This is a genomic window from Kitasatospora setae KM-6054, assembly GCF_000269985.1.
Taxonomy (GTDB): domain Bacteria; phylum Actinomycetota; class Actinomycetes; order Streptomycetales; family Streptomycetaceae; genus Kitasatospora; species Kitasatospora setae.
The window spans coordinates 977,849-996,240 of the sequence record NC_016109.1 but is presented as its reverse complement, the minus strand read 5'-3'; the positions used below and the strand labels follow the sequence as shown (position 1 = coordinate 996,240).

Here is an 18,392-nt window from a genome sequence, read left to right as displayed (position 1 = left end):
TCGTCCCCGGCAGCCGCCCCCGTGCCGAGCGGCCCGGCGGGCGACGACGGACGCGGCGGGGACGGAGTTGGTGCACGGTGGAACGACGGATGCCGGTGGCCACGCACTGGGGCAGTTTCGTCGCGGTGGTCGACTCCGGCCGGCTGGTCAGGATCGAGCCGGCGCCGGACGACCCGGCGCCCTCGCCGATCGGCCCCGGCATGGTGACGGCCGCCGACGACGCCGCCCGGGTGCTGCGCCCCGCCGTGCGCAAGGGCTGGCTGGACGGCCTGCCGCGGACCGGCGACCGGGCGCGCGGCGCGGACGCCTTCGTCGAGGTCGGGTGGGACGAGGCGCTCGGGCTGGTCGGCGGCGAACTGCGCCGGGTCCGGGAGCGGTACGGGGACGCCGCGGTGTTCGGCGGCTCCTACGGCTGGGCGAGCGCGGGCGCCTTCCACAGCGCGCAGGGGCAGTTGCAGCGCTTCCTGGCGCTCGGCGGCGGCTACACCGACTCGCGCAACACGTACAGCACCGCGGCGCTGGAGGTGGTCCTGCCGCACGTGATCGGCGGGCACCCGTGGAGCTACCAGTCCCGGATGCCGATGTGGGACGAGATCGCCGAGCACGCCGAACTCGTGGTGGCGTTCGGCGGCCTGGCCCTGAAGAACAGCCAGATCAACCCGGGCGGCCTGGCCCGGCACCGGACCCGCGACCTGCAGCGCCGCTGCCGCGACGCCGGGGTGCGGTTCGTCAACGTCAGCCCGATCCGCAGCGACACCGCCGACTTCCTCGACGCCGAGTGGCTGCCCGTCGTCCCGAACACCGACACCGCCGCGATGCTCGGCATCGCGCACACCATGCTGGTCAACGGCTGGCACGACGAGGACTTCCTGCGCCGCTGCTGCACCGGCTTCGACCGCTTCGCCGACTACCTGCTCGGCGGGGCCGACGGCGTCCCCAAGGACGCCGCCTGGGCCGCCCGGATCACCGGCCTCGACCGGGCGGCGCTCACCGGCCTGGCCCGCCGCCTCACCGAGCGGCGCTCGGTGGTCATGGTCAACTACGCGGTCCAGCGGGCCGACCACGGCGAACAGCCGATCTGGATGTCCGTGGTGCTGGCAGCGATGGCGGGCTCGATGGGACGCCCCGGCGGCGGCTGGGGCGCGGGCTACGCGACGATGGACGCGACCGGCGTCGCCCCCGGCCGCCCCCCGGTGGCCTCGGTGCCCGCCGTCCCCAACCCGGTGCCGGACTTCATCCCGGTCGCCCGGATCGCCGACACCCTGCTGCACCCGGGCCGGACCATCGACTACGACGGCCGCCGCCTCACCCTGCCCGAGCTGCGCCTGGTCTACTGGTGCGGCGGCAACCCGTTCCACCACCACCAGGACCTGCACCGGCTGGCCCGGGCCTGGCAGGCGCCCGACACGGTGGTGGTGCACGAGGCGTGGTGGAACACCTCGGCCAAGTTCGCGGACATCGTCCTCCCGGTCGCCACCGGCCTGGAGCGCGAGGACTTCGCGGCCGGCTTCTCCGACCCGCACCTCACCGCGATGCCGAAGGTCCGCGAACCGGCCGGCGAGTCGCGCACCGACCACCGGATCTTCGCCGAACTGGCCGAACGGCTCGGCTACGGAACGGAGTTCACCGAGTCGCGGACCGAGTCCGAGTGGGTCAGGCACCTCTACGAGCAGACCAGGAGCGCGCTCGGCGAGGCCGCCGCGCTGCCGGACTACGACGAGTTCCGGCGGCGCGGCGGCGCCCCGCTCCCGCCGCTGACCGGGCCGTTCCCCGGCGGCTTCGCCGAGCTCCGGGCCGACCCGGCGGCCCACCCGCTGCCGACGCCGTCCGGCCGGATCGAGGTCTTCTCGGCCGAGATCGACTCCTTCGGCTACGACGACTGCGCCGGGCACCCGACCTGGTACGAGCCGGCCGAGTGGCTCGGCGGCGAGCGGGCCGGCCGCTTCCCGCTGCACCTGGTCTCCAACCAGCCGGCCTCCCGCCTGCACAGCCAGTACGACAACGGCGGCCACAGCCTCGACTCGAAGATCCGCGGCCGCGAACCGGTGACGATCAACCCGCTGGACGCGGCCGCGCGCGGCATCGCGGACGGCGCGGTCGTCCGGGTCTTCAACGACCGGGGCGGCTGCCTGGCGGGCGCGATCCTCTCGGACGAGGTGATGCCGGGCGTCGTCCGGCTCTCCACCGGCGCCTGGTGGGACCCGGACCAGCCAGGCCTGAGCGGCACGCTCGACCGTCACGGCAACCCGAACGTCCTCACCGCCGACCGGCCGTGCTCGCGCCTCTCGCAGGGGCCGAGCGCGCTCAGCGCGCTGGTCGAGGTCGAACCCCATGGCGAACCCCTGCCCGATGTGCGGGCCTTTGCCCCGCCGGAAATCGAACGCTGATCGGGGCGTCCGGCCGCCGCCCGCCCGTTCGATTGCCCGCGGCCGGGCGGCTCGATACCGTGCGTCACCATGACTGGACTGCAAGACCGCAAGTACGGCCGGTGGTTCAAGGGTGCCGACATCGACGGCGACGGATTCATCACCCGGCGGGACGTCCTGCTGATGAGCGAGCGCTACATCACCGCCCGCGGCCTGCCGCCCGACTCCGAGGGCGCCCGGCTGCTCGCCGGGCAGATGGACGGCTTCTGGACGAACGTCATCGCCCCGATGGACCAGGACGGCGACGGGCGGGTCGACCTCCGCGAGATGACCGACGGCTTCAAGCGCGCGCTCGGCGACGCCGCCCAGTACGCGCGGCAGATCGGGCCGGTCGCCGACTGCTTCTTCGACCTGGTCGACCTCAACGGCGACGGGAAGATCGACCTGTCCGAGTTCCGGCTGATGTTCGACGCGGTCGCCGCGGTCCCCGGCGGGGACAGCGCCGAGGTCTTCGCCGCGCTGGACCTGGACGGCTCCGGCGGACTGGACCGGGGCGAGTTCCACCAGGCGATCCTGGAGTTCTTCTACGGCGACGACCCGGACGCCGCCGCCAACCACCTGTTCGGCCGGATCGACGTCTGACGGCGGCGCGCCGGCCCGGCGACGCGAACCGGGGCGGGCCCCCGGTTCGGGCCGCCGGGCGGACCCCCGGTGGCGTACGCCGTACGCCAGGCGTCCGCGGGTGCAGCCCTCCCCGCCGGGCCCCGCCGCCTTCCGCGCCGTGTCGGCGCCCCGCTCCCCGCCTCCGTACCGCACCGCGACCGCCCGTCCCGCGCGCCGAACCGGAGTCGACCGCCATGCACCGCTTCATCCTCACCGGCGCCCCGGGCGCCGGAAAGACCACCCTGCTACGGGAGTTGGCCGCCCGCGGCCACCGGACCGTCCCGGAGGCCGCCACCGACGTGATCGCCCGGGCCCAGGCGGCCGGCGAGGCCGAACCGTGGACCGACCCGGACTTCCCGCTGCGGGTGCTCGCCCTGCAGCGGGAACGGCAGCGGGAACGGCAGTGGGAACGGCAGAACGCACGACAGGGCGCGACGGCCGCCGGGGCCGTCCTGCTGCACGACCGCTCGCCGGTGTGCACGCACGCGCTGGCGGTGTACCTGGGGCGTCCCGTCCCGCCCGCGCTGGCCGCCGAACTGGAACGGATCGTCGACGAGCGGGTGTACCGGCGCGAGGTGTTCCTGGTCCGCCCGATCGGCTTCTGCACCCCGAGCGCCGCCCGCCGGATCGACTACCCGGCCTCGCTCGCGTTCGAGCGCGTCCACCAGGACTCCTACCGCCACTACGGCTTCCGGCTGCTCGACGTCCCGCCCGGACCCGTCCCCGCCCGGGCCGACCTGGTCGCCGACACCCTGGCCCGACTGGCCCCCGGCTGACACCCCGCCGGGCCGGGGTCGTTCCGCCGGGGAGAACCTCGCCGAAGTCGCTCGGCCGACCCCTTGGCGGTGGCGACGAGCGGCTCGGGAACGTTCCGCGGTGATCGCCCGCGCCGTGATCCGTCAGCCGTTATCGTGTCCGGCGACGCCAGGAGCCAGGGGAGGGGACGGCGACATGGACATCGAACTCGCTGACGCGGTGGCAGCCGTGCGGGACGAACTGCTGAAGGCCCAGAGCAGGGGGGCCGCTTCCGACCTGGTCTTCGAAGTCGGCCCGCTGGAGATGGAGTTCGAGGTCGAACTGCGTGCCGACGCCAAGGTCGGCGGCAAGTTCCGGGTCTGGGCGGTCTCCGCCGACGCCGAGGCCGGCGTCTCGCGCGGCGCCACGCACCGGGTCACCTTCACCCTGACGCCGAGACTGCGCGACGGCCGCCCGGCCCTGTTGATCCACGGCGACCCCGACGCCCCGGCGGGCCCCGGCGACCTCGACGGCTACGTGGAGAACTGAACCGGTGGCCGAGACGCGGGTGGTCCTGGTCGACGGACCGCACGGCAAGGGATCCGGCTACCTGATCGGCCCCGCGCTGGTGCTGACCTCGGCCCATGTGGTCGAAGGCGCCGAAGCCGTGCCGGTCCACCGGCCCGGCGACCGGCAGCCGACGACCGCCGCTGTGGTCTGGCGGGGCACCGGCGGCGGACGCGATGACGCCGCGCTGCTGCGGGTGGCGGACCCGCGCTGGCGGGCGGCGGGTACGCCGGGCGCGCGCTGGGGGGAGTTCGTCACCGACCTGACGGACCGTGCGTGCCAGGTCCAGGGCTCGCCCGAACTCGCCCAGTACCGCGCCACGGCCGACGGGCCCGCCCGCAAGGCCTACACCGACGTGTGGCAGGAGAGCGGCACCGTCAACCCCGCCAGTCTGGCGCTGTCCAACCGCTACGTCGTCGACCTCGGCACCCCGCTGCCGCACTGGACGGGGGAGGTCGTGCCCTGGGGCGGACTCTCCGGGGCCGCCCTCCTCTGCGACGGCTTCGTGGTCGGGGTGGTGGCCGCCGAGGTGGCCCACTCCGAGCACGGCCGGCTCGAAGCCGTGCCCGCCTACCTGCTGCTCCGCGACGCCTCCTTCCGCGCGGCGCTGGCGGAGCACGGCGCGGACGCGCTCCACTTGGAGGCCGTCGAGTTCGCCCCGCTGGCCGGCCCCGAGTCGCTCGGCCTGGCGGGCGCCGACCGCTCACCCAGCGCGCTGCTGCGGCCCGAACGGGAGACGGTCGGGTTCCACGGCCGGCGGGACCTGCTGTCCGACCTGGTCAACTGGTGCCGGCAGGACGGGGTCGAAGCCCTGCTGCTGCACGGCCCCGGCGGCCAGGGCAAGACGCGGCTGGTGCGGGAGCTGGCCCGGCAGCTGGTCACCCCGTCCGACGGCGCCGACCACGGCCGCTGGACCGCGGTCTGGCTGCGCTCCGACGAGGAGCTGACCGCCGAGCGGCTCACCCCGCTCCAGCGGACCACCCGCCGGATGCTGGTGGTGCTCGACTACGCGGAGAACCGGCTCCAGCAGGTCGGCCGGTTGCTGGCGGTCACCCGGCCGCGCGAACTGTCGTTCAAGGTGGTGCTGATCGCGCGCACCGACGGCGACTGGTGGGACCACGCGCGCGAACTCAGCCCGGCCACCGCCGCCGTGCTCGGGCGCGCCGCGGCGATCCCGCTGCCGCCGCTGGGCGAGGACCCCGACGGACGCCCGGCGCTGTACCGCGCGGCGGCGCTCGCCTTCGCGGCCCGGCTCCCGGCCGCGGAAGGCCGCACCCCGTGGACCGCACTGGCGGCCGCCCTACCCGAGCGCGACCTCGCCGACCCCGGCTTCGCCAACCTGCTGACCCTGCACATGACCGCGCTGGCCGACCTGTTGGACGCCGGCGGGCCGACCGACCCGCCGAAGCCCGCCGGCCGGTCCGGCCTGATCGGCGACCCCGGGCGCCCCGACGACGTCGAGCAACGCCTGCTGGGCCACGAAGCACGCTACTGGAACGGCCTGCTGGCGGCCCGCGGCATCCCGACCGACCAGGCGCCCGACGCCGAGCTGTTCCGGGACGCCCTGGCGGCCGTGGTGCTGCTCGGCGCGGACACCCCCGAGCGGGTCGACGGAGCCCTGCGCCGGGTGCGCGGACTGGCCGACGAAGGGAACCGCTGGAAGTTCGGCGACTGGCTCGCCGCCGCCTACCCACCCGACCGCACCGGTCTCGCGCACTGGGGCGGACTGCAACCCGACCGGCTGGCCGAACGCTTCGCGGGCGGCCGCGTGCTCACCCGTCGCCACCTGCTGCCCGCGCTGGCCGCCGGAGCCGACGGCCCGTCAGCCGAGCGGATGCTCACCGTGCTCAGCCGCGCGGCCGGCCACCAGCCGCTGCGGGCCGAGCTGGGCCCGGTACTCACCCGGCTCTGCGCCGACCGGCCCGACGAACTGGCCCTGCCCGCCCTCGCCGTGGTGCCCCAGGTCGAGCGGCCCGAACCGCTGCTCGCCGCGCTGGAGGCACTGCTCGACGCCCCGGGGACGGACATCGGGCGACTGGAGGCGTGGCTGGACGTCCTGCCCGACCACTCCTACCACCTCGGGCCCTGGGCCGTACGGCTGATGGAGCGCCTGGTCGCGCACCGCCGGGCCGCCTTGGTCGGCAACGGGCCCGACCTGCTGGCGCTGGTCACCGACCTGCGGGCGCTGGGCAAGGGGTACGCCGACACCGGGGAGTGGGGCCGCGCCCTGGCGGTGGTCGAGGAAGCCATCGCGCTGCTCCAACCCGCGCTGGCCGAGCACGGGTTCGCGACCGAACTCGGGACGGCCCACCGGAACAAGCTGAGCGGGTGCCTCAACAACCAGGCGCTCTTCCTGCTCAGCCTGGGCCGGCCGGCCGAAGCACTCGCCCCGGCCGCGCAGGCCGTCGCCCTCAACCGGGAACTCGCGGAGCGCGGCGCCCTGGAGAAGCCGGAGTACCTGCCCATCACGGTCGGCACCCTCGCCAGCGTGCACGGCGACCTCGGCCAGCCGCAACTCGCGCTGCCGCTCCGGGAGGAGGCGGTGGCACGACTGGAACGCCTGGTCGCCGCCACCGGCGGTGAGGCGCTCGCGATCTCGCTGGTCCGCGCACTGCACAACCTGGCGTTGCACCACAACGAGGCGGGACGCAACGCCGAAGCCCTGGACCGGAGCCGACAGGCGACCACCCTGCTGCGCCCGCTGGCCCGCCAACGGCCGGACGCCCACCAGCCGTTGCTGGCCATCGCGCTGGGCACGCTCTCCAACTGCCTCGCCGACGCCGGCCGCGACCAGGAGGCGATGCGGGCCGTCGAGGAGTCCGTGGCCGTCCGCCGCCGCCTCGCCGAGGGCCGGCCGGCCGCCTACCGGGACGGACTGGCCCAGGTGCTCAACTCGTACTCCATCGCCCTGCGACGGGTCGGCCGGAGCACCGAGGCGCTGGCCGCGGTGAGCGAAGCCGTGCAGATCTACGAAGAAGTGACGGAGCGTCAACCATTGCCCCACCGCGACATGTTCGCGATGACGCTCAACTCGTACGCCAACGAGCTGTACACGGTCGGCCGGGCGGCGGAGGCGGTGCGCGCGGCCGAACGCGCCGTCGCCCTCTACGCCGAGCTGCACCGCGAACTGCCCGACGCCCACGCCACCGACCACGCGATGGCGCTCTGCACCCTGGCACTGTGCCTGGGTGCCGCCGACCGGCCGGCGGAGTCACTCGCCAAGCTGGAGCAGGCGGTCGGCATCTACCGCGCCCTCCCCGGCCACCTGGCCGGCCCCGCCCGGCCGAACCTCGCACGCAGCCTGAACAACATCGCCGACGCCCACCGGCTGGCCGGCCGCCCCGCCGAGGGACTCCCCGCCTGCGCGGAGGGCGTACGGATCGCCCGGGAACTGGCCGCCGAGGACCCCGACGCCCACAACCCGCTGCTGGCCCGGTTGCTCACCACCCACGCGATCTGCCTGGACAAGACCGGACGGCGGGAAGAGGCGGCCGACCTGGCCGCCGAGGCGGTCACGGCCGCGACACCCACGGCGGCCCACCCCGAGTCCGCGGGCATCCTCGCCACGCTCAGCGCGCTGCTGGGCCTGGCCGGCCGGCCGGAGGAGGCACTGGCGGCGCTGCGCGTGGTGATCGCGGCACAGCGTGAACTGGCGCTGGTCGACCCCGACCACCACCAGCCGGAGCTGCTCGCCAACCTCACCCACTTCCAGTACCAACTCGTCGGCAGCGGACGGCTGCTGGAAGGCGCCGAGATCGCGGCCGAGGTGCTGGCGATCCATCGCGAACGCTGGGAGGCCGAGCCGACCCCCGAACGGCGCGTCGCCCTCGCCCGGGCCCTCGCCGACCTCGCCGGCGTGCTGAGCCGACTGGACCGCGCGAGCGAGGCCGCGGCCCACATCACCGAGTCCGTCGAACTGTGGCGAGCGCTGTCCCGCAGCGAGTGGAACGCGCAGATGCCCGCACCGGCCCTGGCCCTGACGACCCAGGTCCCGGTGCTCTGGGCAGCCGGCCGACAGACCGAGGCACTGGACGTGCTGGAGGAGATCCGCGCCGCCTTCGAACGGACACCGGACGGCGACCCCAACCGCCACGCCGGGATCGCGATGACGCTCACCACGCACGGCGCGCTGCTCGACGACCTGGACGAACCGTCCGCCGCCGAAGTTCTGGACCGCGCGGTCCGGGCGGCCCGGCAGATCAACGGCAGCGGCGCGGAAGCCTTCGAAGGCATCGTGGCCAACGCCCTGACGACCCGGGCCCGCGTCCGGGCACGCCGGCGGCCGCCGCTCCCCGGAGCGCTGGACGACGCCACCGAGGCCGTCGACCTCCAGCACCGGATGCACCAGGCCAACCCGGGCCGCGGCCAGGCCAACCCGGGCCGCGGCCAGGCCGCGCTGGCCGCGGCCATGGCCGTACTGGGCCTCTGCCTGGCCCACGACGGCCAGGGCGAGCAGGCGGCGGAGACCACCACGCGGGCCGTCACCCTGCTACGCGACAGCGAGGCCCCGACCGGACTCCTGATCGTGGACGCCCTCTACCTCTACGGCGAGGTGCGCCTGCTGACCGGCACCGACCTCGACACGGCGCGCGCCGGCCTGCGCGAGGCCATCGACCGGCTGCGGAGCGTCGCCGAGGACCAGCCCGCACTGGTCCAGCCCGGCCTGGCCCGGTGCCTGCGACTGCGGGACGCGCTGGACGCCCGCTCGGCCTAGGGCGTCCGCGACGCCGGTCACCAGGCGGGGCGCGACCTCGACCAGCTGACGAAGGTGTCGGAGGACGCGCGGCAGCGGCCGAAAGACCCGGTGGACCCGCCGGACCGGCGGGCTGTCGGGGCTCTCGGCCACGGTGCGCGCGGACGGCGCGTGCGACTGGCGCCACCCCTTCGGCTGCGGTGCGCGGTCCCCGACATCGACCAGCGGGCCGAGCCTCACCGTGGACCGGCAGCCGCCCGGGCCGAGTCGACGCTGCCCCGCGTTCAACGGCGGCGGCTACCCGCACCATCGCGGTGACGAGTGGAGCGGCGCCCGGCGGGTCCGGCCCGGGCCAACTGAAATCCCTTCGACGGCACGGGGGTTCGCCTGCTGTGATGGCGCCGGGACGACTGCCCGGCCACGGAGGGAACCCGGCGATGGCGGAGATCACCCTGCACCTGACGGTCCGTGACCTCACCGACGCCGACCTGCCCGTCTGCGGCTGGACCGGCTCGCCCGAGCACGTGCGCGACCTCGCCCACCAGCTCCGCCGCGCCGAGGCGGGCGAGGTCGACTACCTGGCGGTGTGCACGCCGGTCGGCCTCCCCGTCGCGGTCGGCGGCGTCGACTACACCACCACCCCCGGCGCCGGCACCCTGTGGCAGCTCGGTGTCCACCCCGCCCTGCGGTCCTGCGGCCTCGGCACCCTGCTGGTCCGGGCCGCCGAACAGCGCATCGCCGCTCGCGGCCTGACCCGCGCCCACCTCGCCGTCGAGGACACCAACCCCCGCGCCCGCGCCCTCTACGAACGCCTCGGCTACCGCCGCTACGGCCGCGCCCCCCGCCGCCGGGTCGACCGGTCAGAACCGGAACGCCTTCACCACGGCGTGCCCGGCCGCCGCCGACCGGCCGTAGAACTCCGCCAAGTCCCGGTGTCCGTACAGCCGGTGGGCCTTCTCCTCCGCCGCGCTCCCACCCAGGACCCGGATCTCCCCGCCCGCGACCGCCCACAGCGCGTCGAAGTCGACCCCGGCCAGGTAGGCCGCCGCCCGCGCCACCGCGTCGGGCGCCAGCACCAGGAACGGCGGCTGCCCGTCCGCCCGGAACACCGCCTCGCCGCCGAACACCGGCAGCGTCCGGACGTCCGCCGGATCGTCCGGCACCTCGACCCCGCCGGTGTAGAGCAGCGCGTGCGCGGCGAAGTCCTTCTCGATGGCGGTCGCGATCCCGGCCGCGCACTCCTCCTCGAACCGGCGCCACGCCGCCGTCGTGAACGCGGCCAACCACTCCGGCTCGACGACGAGTTCGGTCGGTGGGACGGCACGGAACTGCTGGTGGAAGCTCACGGGGGCACCTTCGGGACGGGGCAGCGGATCGGCGCCCACCCTACGGCCCGCCGCCGACGGCAGCGCCCCGAAGCCGCTCCCGTGGGCAGTCCCGCCGCCGCCCCTCGCGCTCAGGCCCGCAACGCCCGTTCCAGCAGCGGCCGTTGCTCCGCTAGCCAGGACTGCAGCCGGTCCCAGCGGGACCAGCCGCCGTAGCCGTCGAAGTAGGCGGTGAACACGGCGTCACCGGCCGCGACCCGGCGGGCGACGAAGTTCCGGCAGACGGCGGTGGCCTGCTCCAGGACGGTCGGCAGGGCCAGCCGGTCGGCGGGGGAGAGGCCGTACGCGTCGGCGAACAGGGCCAGCCGGGCCGGTACTTCGAGGTGCGCGCGGGCGGTCTCGGCGGCCGTCGCCGGGTCGAGCACCGGCGTCCAGTAGCGGACGGTCAGCGCCACGTCCCAGAGCGGCCGGCCCGGGGCGGCGAAGTCGAAGTCGATCAGCGCGACCGCCTCACCGGCGCCGCCGGTCGCTCCCACGCCGCCGGTCGGCCCTGTTCGGAAGACCACGTTCTCCAGGCAGACGTCGTTGTGGCAGAGCAGCGGCCCGCCCTCCGGATCGGCGAACTCGCCGGGCCAGGAAGCCTTCCGGTCGAACGGCGTGCGGGCGCTCGCCTCGTGCCAGCGCCGCAGCAGCCGCGCCACCGACACCAGTGCGTCCCCGCCCAGCGCCCACGCCGGGTACGGCGGTACCGCGACGGCCCCCGGCAGGAACTCCAGCCGCTCCCGGCCGCCCTCGACCGCTCCCGCCGCGACCGGCGCCCCCGGGAAGCCGCCCGCCCGCAGCCCCGCCAGGAAGTCGTGCAGCGCGGCGGCGTGCGGCGGCGCGGGCCGTTCCACCACGCCGCCGCGCCGCACCACCGCGCCCGCGTTCGCCAGCCCGCCCGCCAACGGCTCCTCGTCCATCCCGCGATCCTCCCACGGGAGTTCGGGGTCGAAGGGCGGCCCGGGCGGGCGGGTCAGAGCAGTCGGGCGGTCACCGTCTTGGGTCGCTGGTACTCGCGCAGTGCCAGCACCGACAGGTCGGTGCCCGCGCCGGAGGAGCGGCGGCCGCTGTGCGGGAGTTCGGCGGACTGCGCGAGGTGGCAGTTCAGCCAGACCTCGCCGGCCGAGAGCCGGTCGGTCAGGGCCAGCCCGGTCGGCAGGTCGCGGGTCCAGACCGAGGCGGCCAGCGCCTGCGGGACGGACTCGGCCAGCGCGACGGCCGCGTCGAGCGTCGCGGCGCGCTGGACGGTCAGCAGCGGGCCGAACACCTCCTCGACCACCGCCGGGTCACCGTCCGGGAGTTCGGCCAGCACCGTGGCCGGCCGCCACAGGCCGTCGCTCCGCCCGGGCGCGGTGTGCACCGCCTTCGCGCCGGACGAGGCCACGATCCGGTCGTAACGGGCCGCCTGGTCCGGGTTGTTGAGCGGACCGAAGTCCCGCCCGGCCCGCCGCCCGGCCATCGCCGCGGCCAGCGCGGCCACCGCCGCCTCGTACGCCTCGTCCAGCACGATCACCCGGGCCGGGGCCGCGCAGCTCTGCCCGGCGTTGTAGGTGCACGCGGCGGCGAGCTGCTCCCAGGTGTCGGCGGGCGCGTCCGGCAGCACCAGCACCGGGCTGTTGCCGCCCAGTTCGAGGCTGACCGGGGTCAGTCCGGCCCGGGCCGCGACGTCCGCGCCGCCCGCCGGGCTGCCGGTGAAGGCGATCAGGTCGCAGCCCGCGCCGACCAGCAGCCGGCCGGTCTCCCGGTCGCCCGGCAGCACCGTCAACACGCCCGCTCCGAGCGCCTGTTCGGCGTGCGCGGCGAGCAGCAGCGCGCTGTCGGGGGTGGTCTCGGCGGGCTTCAGCAGCACCGGGTTGCCCGCCGCCAGGGCCGGCGCGCAGCGCCAGCCGGCCATCAGCAGCGGGTAGTTCCACGGCACCACGGCCGCCACCACGCCCACCGGCTCCCAGCGCACCCAACTCTGGTGCCCGGCCAGGTAGTCGCCGGCGGCCGGCGCGGTCGCGGCCCGCGCCGCGCCCCCGTAGAACCGGAACAGGTCGGCCACCTCGGCGACCTCGCCGGCCGCCTCCGCCGCCGGCTTGCCGGTCCCCGCGCACTCGGCCGCCACGTAGTCGTCCGCGTGCCGCTCGACCAGCTCCGCCAGCGCGCCCAGCCGCCGCTGCCGCTCGCGCGGCGTGAGCGCCGCCCAACCCGCCCGCGCGGAACGGGCCGCGGCCACCGCGCCCGCCACCTCGGCCTCCCGGGCGGGGAGCCGGGTGCCGCGCACGGCGCCGGTACGGGGGTCGATCAGTTCCATCAGCGGTTCTCCGTCACTGCTCATACCGATTGGGCTCACAAGTCGTAGGCGCGCAGCCACAGTTCGAGGGTGAGTAGCAGCCACAGCTTGCCGCCCTGCCGGGGCAGCAGCAGCCCGCCGCCGCGCATCCAGGTCTCCACCGTGTCCGGCCGGAACAGGCCCCGGGCGCGGGCGGTCGGGCCGAGCAGCAGGTCCGCCGCCAGCTCGCTCAGCGGGCCGCGCAGCCACTGCTGCACCGGCACCCGCATACCGCTCTTGGGCCGGTAGGTGACGGTGTCCGGCAGCAGGTCGCGCACCGCCTCCTTGAGGATCCACTTCTCCTCGGTGCCGCGCAGCTTGAGCGCCGGCGGGGTGGCGAACGCGTGCTCCACCACCGCCCGGTCGAACAGCGGCGAGCGCCCCTGCACGCCCTGCGAGGCGGTCAGCCGCTCCACCTTGGTGAGGATGTGGTGCGCGCCCTTGGTCCGCAGGTTGCAGTGCAGCAACTGGTCGAGCAGGGACGGCATCCGGGCGTCCGACAGGTACGGCTCGACGTGCCGGCGCGGGTGCGGGGCCGACTCCAGCGCGGCCAGCGCCTCGCCGGTGAGCAGCACCGGCAGGTCCTCCCAGCACTTGCGGTACGTGTGCAGGTAGGCGTCCGCCCGGGCCCGCGCCGAACCGTCCTCCCGCATCAGCTCGAACACCAGCATCGGCAGGTTCTTCGGCCCGCCGAACACCGGGTCGCCGCCCTCGCCGTTCAGCGACACCGCGATCCCGTCGCCCGCCACCGCCTCCGCCAGCATCAGGTTCGGCACCGTCAGCGGGTCGCCCACCGGGCTGTCCAGCAGCGCCACGGTGTCCGCCAGCCGCGCCGCGACCTGCTCCCCGGGCACCGTCAGCACCCGGTGCGCCGTCCCGCAGTGCGCCGCGACCAGGCCCGAGTAGCCCAGCTCGTTGGGCAGTTCGGCGCCGAAGCTGATCGAGTACGTGCGCACCGCCCGTTCGTGCAGCCGCGCCGCCAGCGCCGTCACCAACGAGCTGTCCACCCCGCCGGAGAGCAGCACCGCCACGTCCTGCCCGCCCTCGGGCAGCCGGATCCGCACCGCCCGCTCCAGCAACTCCCGCAGGCCGTCCGCGTGGTGACGGACCGTCGACTCCGGCTCCGCCGAACCGGATTCCGGCTCCCAGAACACCTCGACGTCCACCCGCCCGTCCGGCCGCAGCCGGGTGATCCGGCCCGGCAGCAGCTCGCAGACGCCGCGCAGCAGCGTCTCCTCGCCCGGCAGGTAGGCGTAGGTCAGGAAGGAGCGGACTGCCGACATGTCCAACCCGGTTTCCACGTCCGGCCGTTCGCGCAGCGCCCGGAGCGAGCTGGAGGCCGCCCAGCCGCCGTCCGCCGTCCGGCAGTGGAACGCGGTCCGGGTGCCCGCGTGGTCGCGCAGCAGCACCAGGTCCGGGCCGTCCAGCACCGCCAGGGTGAACATGCCGTCCGCGATCCGCAGCCCGGCCGCGCCCAGCGCCAGCCAGCAGCGCAGCAGCAACTCGCCGTCCGGGCAGGAGGGTTCGGCCGGGCGGCCGACTGCCGCCAGTGCGGTCAGCAGCGGCGCCCGGTCGTGCAGCACCACCTCGCCGACCGCGGTGCGCCCGTCCACCGTGAACGGGCCGTCCGCGAAGCCCGGCACGCCGGTCAGCAGCGCCGCCGACACCCGCCGCCCGGCCGCCTCGAACGGACCGGCCACCAGGCCGGGTTCGGGGCGGCCGGCGGTCGGCAGCGAGCTGACCGTGTAGCGGGCCGAGCGGTGCCGGTCCGGCCGGCGCGGGTCGGCCCGGAGCGTCGTCTCCCGGCGCGGCTCAGCCAAAGTCGTCCCCGTCCCAACCGTCGTCCACCGGGTCGACGCCGTCCGCGCCGTCTCCGGAACTCCCGAAACCGTCCGAGTCGAAACCGTCCGGGCCGCCGCTGCCACCGCCGCCGTCGGGCCGGTGCCGGTCGTCGTCGCCGAAGCCCCCGCCGTCGAAGCCGTCGTCGAACCCGCCGTCACCGCCGCCGTCGCCCCCGCCGTCGCCGCCGGAGCGGGCCCGCTCGGCCTCCCGGCGGCGCAGCTCCTCCTCGTCGTCGGCGGAGAGGAAGTCCGGCGCGTAGTGGGCGGCGGCGATGCCCGCGCCCAGGCCGAGCGCGCCGAGCACCACGCCGAGCCGGCCCGGGAACGAGCTGCGGTTGACCAGCACGTACTGGCCCTGGCCCCAGACCGTGCGCCCGTAGCCGATGTCGCGGCCGTAGCCGATCCCGCCGTTCGCGTGGACGCGCTTGACCAGGTCGCGGCCCAGCCGCTCGTCGGTGCCCGCGTCGCCCCGGTCGTCGCGCCAGTGGATCCGGCCGTCGCCGCCGCGGCTGCGCCATTCGCTGCGGCCGTCGGAGTACCGGCGGTGCACCGTTCCGTCGGCCAACAGCTCGTCGCTGTAGGTGATTTCGGGTGGCTGGGTCATCGTCCTCGTCCTCGGGGGGTCAGGGCGTCGGCCAGGTCAGGAAACCGGTGTCGCGGGCCCGGGTGGGCGCGGCCGGACGGGCGGGCGGGGCGAAGCCGCCGCCGCGGACGGTGCGCAGGACGGTCCGCAGCAGCCGGGCCGGCCGGACGGCGGCCAGCTCGGCGACCCGGCCGCCCGCCAGCCAGGCCCGCTCGGCGGCGGGCAGCTCGGCGGGCAACTCCTCGGCCCGGCAACGGGGTTGACCGCCGAGCGCGGCCAGGTGCAGGGCGGCGGCGTGCCGTGGCAGCAGCCCCGCCGTGCGCACCCGCAGCCGCGGCCCGGCGTGCTCGCGGACCCGCAGGAAGAGCGCGAGGCCGGCGGGCGAGGCGTCGTGCAGGACGTGCACCACCGCCCCCTCGGCCCGCTCCATCGCGGCCAGCAGCCGCCCGTCCAGCGGCAGCCGCTCGGGCGTGAGGATCGGGCAGGCGCCCTCCAGGTGCAGCCGGTTGGCGCGCAGCATGCCGGCGATCGCCGGGTCCTGGCAGACCAGCAGCCGGGGGAAGGCGTAGTCGTACAGGTCGCCCTCCGGCCCCGGGCGGTGCGGGGACGGCGGCAACTCGTCGGGTAGGACGTCCAGTTCGGGGTGCCGGGCGAGCGCGGCCGCGAACCGTCCGGCGTCCAGCAGCGGCCGGGTGGTGTACCGCAGCCGGTGCGGCCCGTGGTGCAGCGGGAACAGCGTCCGGTCCGTCTCGTAGTACAACTGCCGTCCGGTGAAGGCGAGTTGCCCGGGCCGGGCGCAGCGCTCGGCGGCCCGCCGCAGGGCGCGGTCGAGCAGCCGCTCCGGCAGCGGGATCATCGGCCGCCCTCCTTCGGGTCCGGCTCCGACTTCAGCAGCTTCGACGCGGGCGCGGGCGCGGGCGCGGGTGCGCCGGAGCCGGACCGGGGCGCGGGGACGGCCTGCGGCCAGGTCAGGAAGCCGATCCGCTCGGCCCGCCGCCGGGTCTCGGCGGCGCTCTCCGGCGCGTGGGCGGGCGCCGCCGGCGGGGCGGGCCGGACCGGCGGGGCGGTGACGGCGCGCTCGACCGCCTTGTCCAGCAGGGACATCAGCTTGACCGGCGGCAGCGAGACCAGCGGCGAGGACCAGCCGTCGAGCAGCCACTCCCGCTCCTGCGCGGGCAGCCGCCGCCACCCGGGGGAGTCGGCCAGCACGGCTGGTGCCCGCTGCGTCCGCGCGTCGTGCGCGCGCAGCCGGACGATCCGCGCGGGCACCTGGACGTGGCGCGGCAGCAGCCCGCAGTCCACCACCCGGCGGCCCGCGAACCGCGCGCGCAGCTCCGTCGTCCGGGCCAGGGCGGCCAGCGAGAGGTCGCGCACCACGATCACGGGCAGTTCGGCCGGCACCTCCGAGACCGTCCGCGCCACCAGCACCCGGTGCCGGGCGGCGAACTCGTTGATCCGCAGGAACGCCGTCACGGACGGCAGTTCGCACAGCACCACGGCCCGCGGATCGGCCGGCCGGACGAAGTGGGCGGCGGACGGCGCCTCCACCAGCCCGTCCGGCAGCGACCCGTACACCTGCCGCCAGCGGCCGACCACCCGCTCCTCGAAGGTGTCCAGGGCCAGCCAGTACCGGAACGGCTCCGGCGGGCGCTCACGGCCCGCGCCCCGGAACTGCCGGCCGGACAGGAGGCCGAACAGCAGCGCGGGCAGGCCGAGGAGCGGCAGGGCGAGGCCGCCGACGCCGACGGCCGGCGCGGCGAGCACGACCGTGATCACCGCCAGCACGGTCCCGGCGGTCACGCTGCCGCGCCGCTCCCGGCCGGTCGGGAAGCGGTGCAGGCGGCGGGCGTTGGCCCAGAACAGCTGCTCGACGGTGATCCGCAGCCCGGCCGGCGCGGAACGCGCCACCAGCTCGCGGAACTTGATGTCGTGCAGACGCCCGGGATCGGTCTTCGGGTCGAGCGCGAACACCTTCCGGCAGTGCGAGCAGATGTGGTTGGTGCGCTCCCGCTGTCGGCGGTTGTTGCGGCAGTGCGGACAGATCATCGGGCGTCCTCCCAGGTCGACGCGCGGCCCACGACGGGGGCGGCCGCCGGCGGGCACCCCGGCGGGCACCCCGTCGGACGACGCTCCCACGGACGCCGCCCGCGGGCGGCGGGTCGCGCCCGGACGGCCGCTGCCGTCACCGGCCCTCCTCCAGCGCGGCGGCGGCCCGGCGCAGCCGCAGTGCCAGCCGCTCCCGGAGGGTGACCGTACCCGGCCGCTGGGCAGCCGTCACCTCCCGCAGGGCGGCGGCCAGTTCGGCCTCGCCGCGCCGGTCGGCGGCCTCGGCGGTGATCGCGTAGTCCTCGTGGTCGATGCCGTAGCCGGTGTTCGCGGCCAGGATCGCCAGCCGCTCGCCGCTCCGGTTGCCGAACGAGTGCGGCATCAGCTCGGGTATCCGGATCAGCGTGCCCGGCGCCAGCCGCACCTCCACCACCTGCCGCCGCCGGGTGTCGTACAGGCCGCAGGAGGCCGGGCCGAGCGCCAGCACCAGGTGCTCGCCGCCGTGCGCGTGCGGGGTGAACGCGCTGTGCGGGGCGACCAGGCCCAGCTTGTACGTCGCGTTCGACGGGCGCTCGGGGGAGGTCGCGGCGTCCCCGATGAAGTAGTGCGCCCACTGCCGGTCGTCGATGAAGCGCAGCAGCCCGCTCTCCGGGTCCTGCGGGCCGAGCTCCCGCGCCCCGGTCCGGTCCGCGCGCAGCACCCGCCCGTCCGGGCGCAGCCGGTACAGCTCGGCGCCGTCCGGCAGCCGGGACGCCAGCCGCTCCAGCGCGCGCAGCCCGCCGCGTACCGTCATCAACGCCCCCCGTAGTCGGTGCCCGCCGTGATGCTACCCGGGCTGCCGGGGGCGCTGACCAGCGGGATACTCGAACGGACGTTGAACTCTGCGGAGGTGAGAGCGATGTCCGCGACCGCTGTCGGAACAACGACCGGAACGCCGAGATCCGGCCCGTTCCGTCGATTCGTCGCCTGGCTGACCGCCAAGCACAACTCCTCGCTGGTCTTCCTGCTCGCGCTGTCGCTGGGCCTCGCCCTGGTCGCCCCGCAGACCGACCTGGCCTGGCTGATGGTCGTCTGCTCGGTGGTGTGGGGCGTCACCGTGATCGCGTTCGCGGCCCAGTTCGCCGGCCGCCACGAACGCGCCCACCCGCGCCACGCCCGCCCGGCCTGACGCGCCCGGCCGGTCCGACGCGCCCGGCCGCTGCCACGGACCGCCGGGG

General features: G+C 76.0%; 14 protein-coding genes and 1 pseudogene. 7 read left to right on the top strand and 8 right to left on the bottom strand.

Going from position 1 to position 18,392, the window contains the following annotated elements; all coding sequences use genetic code 11:
- Positions 1 to 89 precede the first annotated feature (89 nt).
- The 6 genes and pseudogenes from KSE_RS04345 to KSE_RS44220 form a co-directional block, all read left to right on the top strand.
- Complete coding sequence (locus KSE_RS04345) at positions 90 to 2,387, top strand: molybdopterin-dependent oxidoreductase (RefSeq protein ID WP_033258677.1); 2,298 nt, start codon at positions 90 to 92, stop codon at positions 2,385 to 2,387.
- A gap of 69 nt (positions 2,388 to 2,456) precedes the next feature.
- Positions 2,457 to 3,008: an EF-hand domain-containing protein gene (locus KSE_RS04340; protein ID WP_014134055.1), complete on the top strand. Its 552-nt coding sequence runs from the start codon at positions 2,457 to 2,459 to the stop codon at positions 3,006 to 3,008.
- Positions 3,009 to 3,223: 215 nt separating this feature from the next.
- On the top strand, positions 3,224 to 3,805 hold the full coding sequence (locus KSE_RS04335) for an AAA family ATPase (protein ID WP_014134054.1): 582 nt from the start codon (positions 3,224 to 3,226) through the stop codon (positions 3,803 to 3,805).
- A gap of 175 nt (positions 3,806 to 3,980) precedes the next feature.
- Positions 3,981 to 4,313, top strand: coding sequence for a trypco2 family protein (locus KSE_RS04330; RefSeq protein WP_014134053.1), 333 nt, complete (start codon positions 3,981 to 3,983; stop codon positions 4,311 to 4,313).
- Between the two features lie 4 nt (positions 4,314 to 4,317).
- Positions 4,318 to 9,045, top strand: coding sequence for a P-loop NTPase (locus KSE_RS45605; protein ID WP_014134052.1), 4,728 nt, complete (start codon positions 4,318 to 4,320; stop codon positions 9,043 to 9,045).
- A gap of 374 nt (positions 9,046 to 9,419) precedes the next feature.
- Positions 9,420 to 9,866, top strand: a pseudogene (locus tag KSE_RS44220) (GNAT family N-acetyltransferase); the annotation flags it as partial.
- Positions 9,867 to 9,884: 18 nt separating this feature from the next.
- Here the strand turns inward: KSE_RS44220 and KSE_RS44215 are convergent.
- The 8 genes from KSE_RS44215 to KSE_RS04285 form a co-directional block, all read right to left on the bottom strand.
- A complete protein-coding gene (locus tag KSE_RS44215; RefSeq protein ID WP_014134051.1) occupies positions 9,885 to 10,370 on the bottom strand; it encodes a hypothetical protein in 486 nt (161 codons plus the stop codon).
- 110 nt (positions 10,371 to 10,480) lie between these two features.
- Positions 10,481 to 11,311 (bottom strand): phosphotransferase, encoded by an 831-nt coding sequence (locus KSE_RS04315; protein WP_014134050.1) that lies wholly within the window; start codon positions 11,309 to 11,311, stop codon positions 10,481 to 10,483.
- Positions 11,312 to 11,364: 53 nt separating this feature from the next.
- Entirely contained in the window at positions 11,365 to 12,711 is a 1,347-nt protein-coding gene (locus KSE_RS04310; RefSeq protein WP_081539310.1) for an aldehyde dehydrogenase family protein, read from the bottom strand.
- An 11-nt stretch (positions 12,712 to 12,722) separates the two neighbouring features.
- Positions 12,723 to 14,525 carry an asparagine synthetase B family protein gene (locus KSE_RS04305; RefSeq protein ID WP_014134048.1) on the bottom strand — a complete coding sequence of 601 codons (1,803 nt, stop codon included), beginning with the start codon at positions 14,523 to 14,525 and terminating at the stop codon, positions 12,723 to 12,725.
- Positions 14,518 to 15,150 (bottom strand): hypothetical protein, encoded by a 633-nt coding sequence (locus KSE_RS04300; RefSeq protein ID WP_014134047.1) that lies wholly within the window; start codon positions 15,148 to 15,150, stop codon positions 14,518 to 14,520. The genes KSE_RS04305 and KSE_RS04300 overlap by 8 nt, the downstream gene beginning before the upstream one ends.
- A gap of 19 nt (positions 15,151 to 15,169) precedes the next feature.
- On the bottom strand, positions 15,170 to 15,985 hold the full coding sequence (locus tag KSE_RS04295) for a hypothetical protein (RefSeq protein WP_014134046.1): 816 nt from the start codon (positions 15,983 to 15,985) through the stop codon (positions 15,170 to 15,172).
- A complete protein-coding gene (locus KSE_RS04290; protein ID WP_014134045.1) occupies positions 15,982 to 17,175 on the bottom strand; it encodes a hypothetical protein in 1,194 nt (397 codons plus the stop codon). Before KSE_RS04290 ends, KSE_RS04295 begins: the two co-directional genes overlap by 4 nt.
- Positions 17,176 to 17,311: 136 nt before the next feature.
- Positions 17,312 to 17,968, bottom strand: a complete 657-nt coding sequence (locus KSE_RS04285) for a cupin domain-containing protein (protein ID WP_014134044.1) — start codon at positions 17,966 to 17,968, stop codon at positions 17,312 to 17,314.
- A 105-nt stretch (positions 17,969 to 18,073) separates the two neighbouring features.
- On the opposite strand from KSE_RS04285, the gene KSE_RS04280 reads away from it, so the two are divergent.
- On the top strand, positions 18,074 to 18,343 hold the full coding sequence (locus KSE_RS04280) for a hypothetical protein (protein WP_014134043.1): 270 nt from the start codon (positions 18,074 to 18,076) through the stop codon (positions 18,341 to 18,343).
- The last annotated feature ends 49 nt before the right edge of the window (positions 18,344 to 18,392 follow it).

Bases quoted from the DNA above. Each gene is read 5' to 3' on its own strand.
- KSE_RS04345 (WP_033258677.1), top strand. From the start codon at position 90: ATGCCGGTGGCCACGCACTGGGGCAGTTTCGTCGCGGTGGTCGACTCC.
- KSE_RS04340 (WP_014134055.1), top strand. From the start codon at position 2,457: ATGACTGGACTGCAAGACCGCAAGTACGGCCGGTGGTTCAAGGGTGCC.
- KSE_RS04335 (WP_014134054.1), top strand. From the start codon at position 3,224: ATGCACCGCTTCATCCTCACCGGCGCCCCGGGCGCCGGAAAGACCACC.
- KSE_RS04330 (WP_014134053.1), top strand. From the start codon at position 3,981: ATGGACATCGAACTCGCTGACGCGGTGGCAGCCGTGCGGGACGAACTG.
- KSE_RS04315 (WP_014134050.1), bottom strand. From the start codon at position 11,311: ATGGACGAGGAGCCGTTGGCGGGCGGGCTGGCGAACGCGGGCGCGGTG.
- KSE_RS04310 (WP_081539310.1), bottom strand. From the start codon at position 12,711: ATGAGCAGTGACGGAGAACCGCTGATGGAACTGATCGACCCCCGTACC.
- KSE_RS04300 (WP_014134047.1), bottom strand. From the start codon at position 15,150: ATGACCCAGCCACCCGAAATCACCTACAGCGACGAGCTGTTGGCCGAC.
- KSE_RS04295 (WP_014134046.1), bottom strand. From the start codon at position 15,985: ATGATCCCGCTGCCGGAGCGGCTGCTCGACCGCGCCCTGCGGCGGGCC.
- KSE_RS04290 (WP_014134045.1), bottom strand. From the start codon at position 17,175: ATGATCTGTCCGCACTGCCGCAACAACCGCCGACAGCGGGAGCGCACC.
- KSE_RS04285 (WP_014134044.1), bottom strand. From the start codon at position 17,968: ATGACGGTACGCGGCGGGCTGCGCGCGCTGGAGCGGCTGGCGTCCCGG.
- KSE_RS04280 (WP_014134043.1), top strand. From the start codon at position 18,074: ATGTCCGCGACCGCTGTCGGAACAACGACCGGAACGCCGAGATCCGGC.